This is a genomic window from Ensifer adhaerens (genome assembly GCF_028993555.1).
GTDB lineage: Bacteria > Pseudomonadota > Alphaproteobacteria > Rhizobiales > Rhizobiaceae > Ensifer > Ensifer adhaerens_I.
The window spans coordinates 596256-609024 of the sequence record NZ_CP118612.1 but is presented as its reverse complement, the minus strand read 5'-3'; the positions used below and the strand labels follow the sequence as shown (position 1 = coordinate 609024).

Annotated in this window: 8 protein-coding genes and 1 pseudogene; 3 read left to right on the top strand and 6 right to left on the bottom strand. The window is 58.7% G+C overall.

Features of this window, described 5'->3' with window-relative positions; genetic code table 11:
- Positions 1-9: 9 nt before the first annotated feature.
- From PWG15_RS35795 to PWG15_RS35785, 3 genes are all read right to left on the bottom strand, one after another.
- Positions 10-1344 carry an MmgE/PrpD family protein gene (locus tag PWG15_RS35795; protein ID WP_275027630.1) on the bottom strand — a complete coding sequence of 445 codons (1335 nt, stop codon included), beginning with the start codon at positions 1342-1344 and terminating at the stop codon, positions 10-12.
- A gap of 44 nt (positions 1345-1388) precedes the next feature.
- Positions 1389-2438: an ornithine cyclodeaminase gene (locus PWG15_RS35790; RefSeq protein ID WP_275027624.1), complete on the bottom strand. Its 1050-nt coding sequence runs from the start codon at positions 2436-2438 to the stop codon at positions 1389-1391.
- A 469-nt stretch (positions 2439-2907) separates the two neighbouring features.
- On the bottom strand, positions 2908-3147 hold the full coding sequence (locus PWG15_RS35785; RefSeq protein WP_275027623.1) for a hypothetical protein: 240 nt from the start codon (positions 3145-3147) through the stop codon (positions 2908-2910).
- 628 nt (positions 3148-3775) lie between these two features.
- Between PWG15_RS35785 and PWG15_RS35780 the strand changes: the two genes are divergently transcribed.
- The 3 genes from PWG15_RS35780 (at position 3776) to PWG15_RS35770 (ending at position 11262) form a co-directional block, all read left to right on the top strand.
- Positions 3776-7900 carry a beta strand repeat-containing protein gene (locus PWG15_RS35780; RefSeq protein ID WP_275027621.1) on the top strand — a complete coding sequence of 1375 codons (4125 nt, stop codon included), beginning with the start codon at positions 3776-3778 and terminating at the stop codon, positions 7898-7900.
- 69 nt (positions 7901-7969) lie between these two features.
- The gene (locus PWG15_RS35775; RefSeq protein WP_275027619.1) at positions 7970-9730 is read left to right on the top strand and encodes a type I secretion system permease/ATPase; all 1761 of its coding nucleotides are present in this window, start codon (positions 7970-7972) and stop codon (positions 9728-9730) included.
- Between the two features lie 5 nt (positions 9731-9735).
- Positions 9736-11262, top strand: a complete 1527-nt coding sequence (locus PWG15_RS35770; RefSeq protein ID WP_275027618.1) for an HlyD family type I secretion periplasmic adaptor subunit — start codon at positions 9736-9738, stop codon at positions 11260-11262.
- A gap of 201 nt (positions 11263-11463) precedes the next feature.
- On the opposite strand, the pseudogene PWG15_RS35765 reads toward PWG15_RS35770, so the two are convergent.
- The 3 genes and pseudogenes from PWG15_RS35765 to PWG15_RS35755 form a co-directional block, all read right to left on the bottom strand.
- A pseudogene (locus tag PWG15_RS35765) lies at positions 11464-11874 on the bottom strand (type II toxin-antitoxin system VapC family toxin).
- Positions 11871-12104 carry an AbrB/MazE/SpoVT family DNA-binding domain-containing protein gene (locus tag PWG15_RS35760; protein ID WP_275027616.1) on the bottom strand — a complete coding sequence of 78 codons (234 nt, stop codon included), beginning with the start codon at positions 12102-12104 and terminating at the stop codon, positions 11871-11873. The pseudogene PWG15_RS35765 and the gene PWG15_RS35760 overlap by 4 nt, the downstream one beginning before the upstream one ends.
- 217 nt (positions 12105-12321) lie before the next feature.
- Positions 12322-12621 carry a HigA family addiction module antitoxin gene (locus tag PWG15_RS35755; protein ID WP_275027615.1) on the bottom strand — a complete coding sequence of 100 codons (300 nt, stop codon included), beginning with the start codon at positions 12619-12621 and terminating at the stop codon, positions 12322-12324.
- Positions 12622-12769 lie beyond the last annotated feature (148 nt).

Below are 12769 nucleotides of genomic sequence, written 5' to 3'. Positions count from 1 at the left end.
CAACGTGCCTCAGCGCAGCGCAGCCAGCAAGCCGGATCCATGGTCTGCCGGCATATCCAGAATTCCATCGACGATATCGCGCTGACGTTCTGGGCTGAGAGCCTGGCTGGTTACGCGCAGGAACTTCTCTTCGATGTCGGCAAAGGACATTGGCCGCTGCGGGTCACCGAAGGGTCCGCGAACATCAGAGACATGGCGGCCGGAAACGGTCGATACCGTCACCCGCGCAAGCGTCTCTCCCGGGAATAACGCATCGATCTCGCTACTGACAGAGAGCTTCACCTTGCCGGCGAAGGAGGTAAGATCTCGCCGCTCGAGGAGGCCAGGCGCCACAGGCGTGAGGGCGTCCCGTCCCTCGATCGCCGCGACCGCGATACAGTAGGGCAGGCTATATTGCACGTCGACGATCGTCGCCGGCTGAAGCTCGTTGCCGAGCCTCAGCGCCCAACCGAAAGTCTCGATTTCAACTCCGGTAATGTCCTCAGCGACAATCTTGCCCTCACTGACCAGATCAAGGAACGCGTCGAGAGCGGCATGGATGTAACGGCAACAGGCGTAGGGCTTGAAGTAGGTTCCGGCGAGATGGGACCGCGAGCCAAGTCCCTTAAGGATCGTTCGCCGGTCATAGTATTCCAAGTGATCGAAGACGTCTGCCGGTCCAGTATGCCCGGCGAGAGCAAGATTGACGGCCGTGAGACCCAGAACCGCGCTCCAGGCAATCCCTTCCTTCACATCGTTGCCGGTCAGGCGCGAATACCCCGAACTACCGTTCGCTTGCTGGTTAGGCGCAAGAACCGCTGCGATCGCTAGCGCGTGCGCAATCTGGTCCTCCCGGGGCATCAACAGGCACGCGGCCGCCGCAGCTGCGGCAACAGATGCCCAACGACCGGTCTGGCGCGTGGAGATCGTCGCCGGCATTTGCGCCGCGGCAATGCGCACGCCCACATCGTAGCCGACCGAGATCGCCGAAAACACGTCAGCGGCCCGTGCATTCGTGGCGGGCAGAATGGCAAGAACAGTCGGGATGACCGCCGCGCCGGGATGCCCGCGCGCCAGGCGGTGCCCGTCGTCGAGATCGAGCGCCGAAGCAGCCGATGTATTGGCAAGGAGCGCACCCAGGACCGAGGCGGTTTCTCCGGTTGCCCAGATCGGGCTCGCGCCCGAACCCATGAGATCGCAAGCCGTGCGTCTTGCCGCAAGGGGCCCTTGCATCTCCCGGCCTGCGATTGCGGCGCCGATAAGATCAAGCATGCACTTCAGAGCCATGTTTCTGTCGTCACAGCTCGGCGAACAACGTGAGGTCGCCAGGATGTGCTCGGCGAGATTTTCGGTGATGAGCGGCAACGTGACCTCCCTGTTGCGAGCCTGCCTTCAGCGATTTCTGCTTGCTATCCTCGCGCCCTCAGGAGCTTTGCCCAGGTCGCCTCAGCGACATAGAGGTCGAGCATGGGGAGCCCGACGCAGGTCACGCAGACAGGTCCAGGACGGGAATCCTGCCACCCGGTTGGCGCTGACATTTCACCAATTCCAAGCAACGGGCCTGCCGTCTCAAGGCTAAGGCCCTTCCTGGAAAAATAGAAGGAAACGCTTTGAGAGTTTCGACGCGAGACGGTCTTCAAGTCGTCGCAGATGACTGCGCCGGTGCGAAGGACACGCTTCAAGTAAGCCTCGGGAACCTCGTCGCCGCCCAGGTGCAGGGTCGCGGCGTCCCTTGCAAGCTCATGATCTTCGAAGATCGGTTCACGGGCGTTCGTCGCCGTTACGACGAGCGCACAGTCGGGAAGGGCAGCATTGTCCATGACCGGAACCAAGGCAATCGGCGTGGACGATGCTGCCGCATCTGCCAGCCGGGTTGCGCTTTCTGGAAAACGGCTTCGGATGAGGATCCGCTCTATGCGCTCTGAACCCGTGAACGAAAGGCAGTCGATGACACTTCTTGCGATCGGCCCGGCACCAAAGAGAAAGACCGAAATCTTCATCGGTGTCTCGACGAACGTTTCCAGCACCAGCGAGGCATAGGTTCCCGTACGCGCGGCAGAAAGTGCGGTTCCATCGAAGATAGCAACGGGCCTCAAGGTAGTCTTGTCGAGGAGAAGGTAGGTCGAGGTCGACCGCGGCAGCCCGCGCCGGCGATTGAACGCGTTGGCGCCGATGATCTTGACGCCACCGAACCTGGGATTGACGCTGTAGAGCGACGAAAGCTTCCACCCGAGCCGCTCGGAGGCGAAAGACTCGCGTTCAGCCTCGAATTCCGGCATGGCCCAAAACTGGTCCTCGGGGAGGGATAGGACCGCCTTGCCTCCGATTGCAGATCCGCCTCGGATGTCGCGCCACGCGGTCTCGACCGCCGCGTGCGTTTCGGCGACCGTCAACTCCGCGCCAACGCGACGCAGTTCTTCAGTCGATACGACATTAAGGACCGGTTCGTGCAATGTCATGCTCGCCTCCCACAGATGAGGAGGCGAGCATACGGGAATGGCTGAGGCGCAGAGGTTACGTTTTGATCAAGATTTGAGCGCCGAGATAACGACGAAGTCACAGAAAGGCTAAAGGTCGAAGGCGGTGCTGTAGCATTCAACGGCGGCCGTTGCCGGCGCCGTACGCGGCAAATGTGAGGTGGATCGCAATCGATCCTCACAATCCACGTCAACGAGGAAATCGAGAGGAGCGGTTCGCCGCCTTGTGGCCAGTTTCTCCACAGTCGAAATCGCCGGCGCTAAGTGGCGAAGCGCCGCGCATTTGCCAGTTTCAACGAGGTCAGGACAGGCGAAAGCCACAAAGCGGGTTTTCTGAAGGTAGGTCAGGCAGGGCGCCCAACTACGGTCTGGGACCAAATGATTAGATGCCGACCGTTGGGATTGCCGAGGCTGTAGCCATTCCGGGGGATGGATTATTCAGGGGTGCACATCAGAAAGAAAGATCGCCGGTATCAGTCGGACCAAATGTCTGCCGGTCATCGCTGCCTTGGGCCAGGAATTGCACCAGCGCCGAAACAAGGGCTTCTGCGCTGTAGTAATCCAGGGGAACCTCGATGTTTGCACCCGTGATTGAGGTCAGTTCGAGGGTCCCCAAAAGCGGCTCTCGTGACACGAGACTGATTTCAACACCCTGAAATTGTGCGGTTATCGTCATCCGATCGTCTTCCATCTCTATTCCCCGTCAAGGCAAGTAGGCCGGCAAGAGAGCCCCGAAAGGCAGGCACATCTCACCGCACACCCCTTTATATTAGGCCTCCATAATACAGCTAACCCTCAGTCCGACGAACGCTATCGGCCGGATCGGCTCTTGGGCCGATTGTTGCTCGCGACCTTGGAGGAGGCGAAGTGCCGAAAGGACGTGCGCAAGCAGTGGGATGCCCCCGTTCCCTTACTCCAAGTTCGAGTGCTCATAAGCATTCGTGGGTAGGTCTTCAGGGTAACTTGTAGGAAAGATAAAATTAGATCTTTCTAAAATAATCCGCCGCTATCGACCTGGCCCAGAATGGACCTGGAGACGCTCTCACATTGAGAGGATGGCTGACGACCTGACTGGAGGGGGGGCCTTACGCTGACAAGCGTCGAGGCGATTTCAGCAATGGTAGCCAAGAAGAGCGCCGAAGCGGCATTTTTTCCACGCAACAATGTGACCTGCAAATCTCGTTGGATCGGGCAGCTACTCCTTTGTCCGACGTTCAAAGGCGACTTGCTGCCGCCCAATCCGCACCGGCGCGGGGGGCGCTCAGCTGGAGGACCACTAGCCGACGAATGCTGAGGCGGTTTGATGAGGGAGATGAACAATGACCATCACGTTCACGCTTAACGGCTCCATGACACTCGATGAAAGTGCAACCCTTCAGAATGCAACTGCAACACCCTCTGTCCCTGGGGATGCGGACGACAATGATGTGACGCTCGCACGGCTGCAAAGCCAAGTGTCGGCGTTTTACAACAGGCTGTTTGGAACTTCGATCGGCCAGCTCGGCCTCTCAACGACCTTTCCGACTGGGGGGCGGGTCGCGGAAAGTTCCTCCAATTTCATCGGGATTAGTGCCACTGCCACCGTAAGCAACCTGGCGTTCACAGACGCCAATGGTGACGCGTTGAATGGTGCCGACAGCGGCCTCGACGTAACGTCAGATAACGCCAATGTTCTGCTCTACACTGACCCGACGAATGACAACATCGTGCTCGGCCGTGCCAGCACTGACGGACGCATCGTCTTCGCTGCCTACATTCAGGAGGTTTACGATGGCAACGGCGCTCTTATTGGCGCTAAGATTTGGATGGTTACCTTCGAGGCGATCGAACACGGGAACACGTTGGACCACGACGATGCGACGTCGATCCTTGCGGACACGCTTTTCGTGTCCGCATCCGAGGAACTTTCGTTCGACCTAAACACACTCGCCTCGGGTCAAAACAACTGGAATGCTTTCGGCGATCAATCAAACCAGATCATCGTCATTTCCGACCAGGCCAATCAAACCGTTAACACCAGCAAGGGCGGCGGCAACACCACGATCGGCAACACGAACCAGTTGCTGGATGGCGTCGATCCATCGAAGGACGCCAATGGCGAAGCCATGGTCTTCACCTTCGTGTCCAACTCGCCGTCGCTGCTTACCCTCGATAAGGGCAATACCAACGCCATCACCTACGATACCCTATTGTCCGCAAGGTCGGCCGAATGGCAGATTTCGCAGACACAGGGCGGCTCGCCTTACGCCCAGGCCTCCATGGTGGCCTATACGACGGCGAAGGAAACCGGGGGCGATTTCGTGCCCGGACTCCAGAACGATACGATCGTCGCGATCCATTCGGTCACGATCAGGAGTGGCAATACCATTCTCCTTGAAGCAATCGATAACGACCTCAATACGACTACGCCGGAGACGGACACGGTTTCCCGGACCATCGGCAAAGGGGGGAACCAGCAGACATTCAATCTCAGCGTCACCTTCAACGGTGACGGCACGGTTACGATCGTCGGTCTTCGGGCGAAGGACTTCATCTCCTACGAGACCGTTTCCGACCATAATCGGGTGAAGATTGCGAACACTGGTCTGGACGCCAGCAATCTCGACTGGGACATCGGCGCCTTCAAACTTCTCGAAGTTGCAAGCTCACATTTGGACATCGGGCCGGACCTGCTGATCGAAGATTCCGGACCGACCGCGACGGGCACGATCACGGTACAGCTCGATGACGAGACCGAGACCGGGGGCATTGCCGGCGGCACCGGCGATGTCGATCCGAACACGGCCAACACGACGGGTACGGTCGGCTTTGCCTTCGGCGCCGATGGCGCCGGATCGGTCGCGTGGCTCGATACGGGAGCACCAAGCGGCTTCACCTACGAGAAGTCAGGCAACGACCTGCTGATCAAGCAAAGCGGCAACACCGTCGTCACGCTGACGATGAACACCGCGACCGGCGCTTACACCGTGACGCAGGAAAGGGCGATCGCGCACCCCTCGCTTGACGGGCTGAGCGGAGACGATACGGAAAACGATGTCAGCTTTACCGTGACCTATCAGGTCACAGACGGCGATGGCGATACGGCGACCAATACGGTCACCATCAATGCTGACGACGACACGCCGACGGCGACGGGTACGATCACGGTGCAGCTCGATGACGAGACCGAAACCGGCGGCATTGCCGGCGGCACCGGCGATGTCGATCCGAACACGGCCAACACGACGGGTACGGTCGGCTTTGCCTTCGGCGCCGATGGCGCCGGATCGGTCGCGTGGCTCGATACGGGAGCACCAAGCGGCTTCACCTACGAGAAGTCCGGCGACAACCTGCTGATCAAGCAAAGCGGCAACACCGTCATCACGCTGACAATGAACACCGCGACCGGCGCTTACACCGTGACCCAGGAAAGGGCGATCGCGCACCCCTCGCTTGACGGCCAGAGCGGAGACGACACGGAGAATGATGTCAGCTTTACCGTGACCTATCAGGTCAATGATGGTGACGGCGACAAGACCACCAACACGATCACCATAAATGCCGATGACGACACACCGACTGCGACGGGTACGATCACGGTGCAGCTCGATGACGAGACCGAAACCGGCGGCATTGCCGGCGGCACGGGCGATGTCGATCCGAACACGGCCAACACTTCGGGTACGGTCGGCTTTGCCTTCGGCGCTGACGGCGCTGGATCAGTCGAGTGGCTCGCCACTGGCGCACCGAGCGGCTTCACCTACGAGAAGTCAGGCAACGACCTGCTGATCAAGCAAAGCGGCAACACCGTCATCACGCTGACGATGAACACCGCGACCGGCGCTTACACCGTGACGCAGGAAAGGGCGATCGCGCATCCCTCGCTTGACGGACTGAGCGGAGACGACACCGAAAACGATGTCAGCTTTACCGTGACCTATCAGGTCAATGATGGTGACGGCGACAAGACGACCAACACGATTACCATCAATGCTGACGATGACACGCCGACGGCGACGGGTACGATCACGGTGCAGCTCGATGACGAGACCGAGACGGGCGGCAACGCCGGCGGCACCGGCGACGTCGACCCGAACACAGCCAACACGTCGGGTACGGTCGGCTTTGCCTTCGGTGCGGATGGCGCAGGATTGGTCGAATGGCTCACGACTGGCCAGCCCAGCGGCTTTACCTATGTCAAAGATGGCAACAATCTGCTGATCAAGCAGAGCACCACGACGGTGATCACGCTGACGATGAACACAGCGACCGGCGCCTACACGGTAACCCAGGACGCGGCCATTCTGCACCCGACGCTTGACGGCCAGACTGGAGACAATACCGAGAACGACGTCAGCTTTACCGTCACTTATCAGGTCAGTGATGGTGATGGCGACAAGACGACCAACACGATCACCATCAACGCCGACGACGATACGCCGACGATCGCCGTCAATGACATAACCGGCCTCTTCAACACGAACGTCAAGAGCAGCACCTGGTCCGATCTTTCCGGCGCAGACGGGTTCAAATCGCTGAACATCACGCTGAACAGTTATCAAATCGATTCCAATAGTGCCGTGACCGTCAATACGTCGCTTGGTACGTTGACTGCACCGGACGGGAACGGGAACTTCGTGTTCACCGGATCCATCACGGACGACTTCACCAATGACGGCGTCGTCAACAATCAGACGGTGAACTACACTCTGACTTTCGACCCTGATGCCGATACCTACGACTTCCAGATCACGGCTATCCCCTCGTCCACCACCACGCTTTCCAGCGCGGCTGGCTCACTCGATGCAGGAGGGCCCGACCCGGTTCGCACGCTTACGGTTGCCACGAAAGAGATCGTGTTCTCGGCGGTCAACGCGACGGCCAATGCCAGCGACATCAAGGCACTCCTCAACGCAAGTGAAGGCACCATTCAAAGCACCGCCACGTATCTCAGCGCGGCGCAGATGAATGTCAGCACCGCCGGGATAGGGCTCGGCAACAACAACTTCGATGGCAACGCCAATGGCGGCGTCGATGGCGCCACGACCCAGGGAGGTGCGTTCGACGAGAGTTTTGTCGTCGACCCGCACTTCCTGTTCAGCGGGATGAAAATCTACATCGACAATTCGGTCGGTGGCTACAATCCGTCGACCGAAGGGATCTTCTATCGCGTCTACTACAGCGACGGCACGGTCGGCGACATAAGTGCAAAGGTGACGACGCTGACGCCCGAAGCGGGTGGTCAGGTCAGCTTCTTCGTCGGCAGCACCAGTGGTCCAAACAACATCGACGCCGTGCAGCTTTTTATGGGGAGTGGCACTGTCAAGATTCCCGTGATCGAGTTTAGCATTACCGAGCAGCATCCGGCCCAACCGCTGGATCTGGATTTCACGGCGACACTCTTTGACAACGACAATGACAGCCATCAGGACACCTTTTCGGTAGATCTTGACGCTGTTGTTTGACCGGCTGCGGGCCCGCCTTCGAGGGGCGGGCCCGCAAATGTTTGAGTACGGTCTGGGGGAAGCGCATCGATGAATGGTCAGCCAAGAGACACCTGCCTGACGGAAGTTACCCACGCGATCAGGCGACAGTTGCCGATCCTGATTGTCTTGAGCGGTCTTCTCAACTTGCTGCTGCTCGTCACGAGCATCTACATGCTTCAAGTCTATGACCGTGTCCTATCCAGTGGATCGCTAGATACGCTTCTCTGGCTGACCGTGATCGCCATCTTTTCCGTCACAATTTACGGCGCGCTGGAGCAGGCAAGGCGAATGATCGTCGGCAGGGCAGCGGGCTGGCTCGACAGCGAACTTAGCGCGCCGATGTTGCGACGTGCCATGGAGGTGCGGCTTGCCGGAGAAGAAGGGCGTGCCGGCACGAGGGAGGTCGGCGATCTCAAGAGCTTTTATGCGGGGGATGCCATCCTCGCCTTTCTCGATACGCCTTGGAGCCTTATCTTCCTTGTCTTCATTTGGATATTGCACCCGGCGCTTGGTCTGGTCGCCACCATCGGCGCAGTGTTGTTGCTCTGCCTCGCCTTTGCAAACGATGCGCTTACACGCAAACGTCAAAAACAGGTCGCAGCCCTCACCAAGACGCACCAGGAGAACGCGATGCGGTTCGTCGATGCCGGTGAAACAATTCGGCCACTCGGCATGACACGGGCGATCCTTCAGCGTTGGCTGAGCCGCCACATTGAAGTGGTTGCCGAACAGCAGATGCTCGCCGACAGGACGACGACCATCCTTTCGATCTCGCGCAGCTTGAGGCTCCTGCTGCAGATCGCGATTCTTGCCGTCGGCGCCTATTTCGTAATTCGCGGAGAAATGACTGCCGGTGCAATGGTTGCGGGATCGATTGTCATGGGGCGCGCCCTCGCTCCGATCGAGCGCTCGACAAGCGCATGGCGATCCTTCGTCACAGCAAGGACTGCTCAGGCGAACTTGAAGGAACTTTTCGCCGGGTCAGCAAGTGATGGCACCGAGCGTGTCTCGCTCCCGCGCCCAGAAGGCAGGCTTTCATTCGAAGGCGTGTATTACATCCCCCCAGGCGGCCAACACCCTATTCTAAGTTCCGTGGGCTTTGCGATCTCCCCTGGCGAGACTTGTGCAGTCATCGGCCCATCGGGGGCCGGTAAGTCAACGCTCTGCCGGCTTGCCGTCGGCGCCTGGAAGCCAGCCAAGGGCCATGTGCGTCTCGATGCGGCGGATGTCTTTACCTGGGATCAGGAAGAGCTGGGGCGACATATCGGTTACCTGCCCCAACAGGTCGAGCTTCTACCCGGCACTGTTGCGCAGAACATCGCCCGCTTTCGAGAGGTCGATAGCGAGGCCGTTATTCGCGCGGCCAGGCTTGCCGGGGTTCATGAACTCATTCTCGCGCTTCCTGACGGCTACGAAACGGAGATCACGCTGCATTCACGGCGCATCTCGCTTGGTCAGCGCCAGAGACTTGGCCTTGCGCGATCACTTTACGGCGATCCGGCCGTTCTTGTCCTTGATGAGCCTAACTCGAACATGGACGCGGCGGGGGACCGCGCGCTTATCGAGGCTCTCTCCAGGCTGAAGCAGGCGCGCACGACCGTACTGATCGTTACCCATCACGTAGCGATGTTGACTTGCGCCGACAAAGTCCTGGCACTGAACGGCGGCACCGTTGCGGCATTCGGGCCACGCGACGACGTTGTGCAGATGCGGTCGGCTCAGCCGCTATCGGTACGACTGGTGCAATCCGGTGTTCTCCAGGACCCGTCAAAGCCCGGTCGTGGAAGCATTCTTTCCGTAGCAGAGTGAAACCCATGGACACCTCGTTTGCCGCGACCGCTTGGGACAAATTGAACCCGCAGGTTCGGCTTTATCCAGTGAAGGCCGGGTACGCGTCGCTCGTAGAGGGGACGGGAAAATACTTAACGTCGGCGGGCATAGAGCCGAATGAAACGACCGTTACCCTCGTGATCTGGGGCACCATCGTCGCCGCCTTGTTCGTGCTATTTCGCCTCTATCGATCCATTACTTCGCATACAAAACCTCCCGCAAGGACGCTCGCAAATCTTACACGGTCGCCCCGGCGATTGGGCATCACTGCCGCCGTCCTGTTCGCCATCGTCTTCGTCGGTTGGTCACTGGTCGCGCCTCTCGCCACTGCGGCACTCGCTCCGGGCATCGTCAGCCCTGACGGATATCGCAAGACTGTCCAACATCTCGAGGGCGGAATCGTCCGGACTATTCATGTCCAGGAGGGTGACGTGGTCAGGGCGGGCGATCCGTTGATCACTCTTGACGACACGAAGGCGAAGGCACTCAATTCTGAGGTTCGAGAACGGCTTATGCACGTTCTGGCAACCGAGGCGCGCCTAGAAGCAGAGCGGACTGACCGCGCGGAGATCAACTTTCCCCACTTCCTTACCGACAACGCCTCGGCTGACTTGCAGCGACTGATGGAAGGACAGCAGCAACTGCTTCTCAGCCGGCGCGCATCGCATCAGGGACGCACGCAGATCCTCGAGGCTCGGGTTCGCCAATTGCAGGAGCAGAATGCCGGCTTGCAGGAGGTAATTGCCGCAGAGGTCGGACAAATCGCGCTGATCGACGAGGAAATATCAGCCGCACAGGTTCTCGTCGAAAAGCATCTGGAGCGCAAACCTCGCATATTGGCACTGAAGCGGGAGCGGGCAAACATTGCGGCTGCAAAGGCGAGCAACCGCGCAAAGATCGCAGAGAATGCTCAAGCGGTTGGAGAGACCAAACTACAGCTGCTTACAATCGTTGAAGAACGCCAGGAAAAAATAGGCGGCGAACTCGCCGAGGCGCGAAGGTTGAAGGCGGAGTTGAACGGGCAATTGCCCTCGCGGGAGGATATTCTCAGGCGTACGATCATTCGCGCTCCGCTTGCCGGCATTGTGATGAACCTCCAGGCAAGGTCGGAGAGTGGAGTAATCGAACCCGGTCAGCCATTACTGGACATTGTTCCGAGCAACAGCGGCGTTATCGTCGACGCCAAGGTTCGGCCGATCGACATCGAGCGGATACGGCCAGGTATGCGCGCTCGTGTAATACTGACCGCATATAGGCAGCGGAACCTTCCACTCATCCATGGCAAGTTGCGATCGATCTCAGCGGACGCCATGACTGACGAGCGCACCGGCGCAGCCTATTTCCTCGCCAAAGTGGAGGTCGATCAACATGACCTCGCCGATCTTAGGGACGTGCAGCTACTTCCTGGAATGCCTGCCGAAGTGATGTTGATGGACGGAGAGCAGAGCCTTGCGGCCTATCTCCTTGCGCCGATATTCGACAGCAGTCGTCGTGGGCTTCTCGAGAACTGAAATGGCGGCTAATTCAGTTCACTTGGCCGCCGAGACGAAAGGCAACCGACCAGGTTTCCACGGTTACGCCGCCGGAGGAGGGCGATCGCCTATACGAAAAGTCCTGCGCCAACGCCGCGGCCATTGTTTCCGATTTGTGCCTTTAGGATCGCACAATGTATCGATCGGAACTGCACGTGCTCCTGCTCCCGATAGGGCTCCTCAGGTCGGCAAGTGCGGCGCTATCAGTATCAACGTGGGGAAATAGGTCCGATAACGGCTGACATCACGCGTGAGCAGCGGGCATCCGCTGATCGCCGCATGGGCGCCGATGAAGAAATCGGGGAGTACCCCGGTTCTTATTCCCCCCGCTTTGCGATATCGGGTGAAAACCTTGCTTGCCAGAAACAGCGCCTCTCGAGGGATCGGGGCCAGTTCCAACCCGACCTAGTCAAGGAAACCGTCGACCTCTTCGATCCGATCGTAGCGGACCGCCAGTTCTGAATAGACGATATCGTTAATCCAGAGTGCACCCTGAAGACTTGCCGCTTCGAGTTGTGCTATTGACCATTCAGCCCACGTCGGATCGTCGGTTGCGACGTCAAGAAGAACGTTCGTGTCTACGAGGATCACGGTTCGCCACGCGTAAGTGCCATGATCGCGTCGGTATCTAGCCCCTTGCCAGCGTGCCCTCGCAGCTTCGCGAAGCGGCTGGGCTCTTGTTTTTTGGTGGCATGGACGAGCACTATGCTTCCATCCGCCGCGCGACGGAAATCAACCTGGCTCCCAGGCACTATACCCAAGAGATCGCGCACTGGTTTGGGGATCGTGACTTGCCCCTTGGCTGTAACTGTCGTCGTCATGGTCGGACCATTGTAAGGATGGATTTCTTGAAGGTTTTACTTCGGGTTTTTTCCAGAAAATCATATGCAGAGGTTCGACGATATAACGGGAAGTTTGTGTCGGGGGAACGTGCACCGGCAAGCTGTCCTGAGCATGGTTGATCGCAATAAGGTTCACGGTTGGGCGAACGATCGCATAATGTATCGACTGGAAGGCGGTGTATTGCGCAGGCTCCGATTACGCCGTTCTATCGATTTCTGGGATCAACTCCAACTCGCCATGAAGCGCTTTTTCTTCTGTCTTGAGGTTGAAGCTGGTCTGCATGTTCATCCAAAATTCCGGCGTTGTGCGGAAGTATTTAGCAAGACGCAGGGCGGTATCCGTGGTTACCGGTGTTTGCTCGGCCGCGATGCGTTCTATGCGGGTGCGAGGAACATTGAGCTTTTTCGCCAATGCGCCGGCACTCATGTTCAGAGGACGTAGATACTCCTCGCGGAGGATTTCGCCCGGATGGACCGGCGGAAGAATATGGGTCATCTCAAGCTCCTTGTGTGCCACGATTGGCTCTCAATGGTAGTCAACGATTTCGACGTCTTCGATGCCTGCATCTGTCCCTGTCGAAACTCGTTAGACATAAGCCTGTGCTTGAGCCTTCCTGCTTATGCTGAGTGTCCGGTCGAAAGTG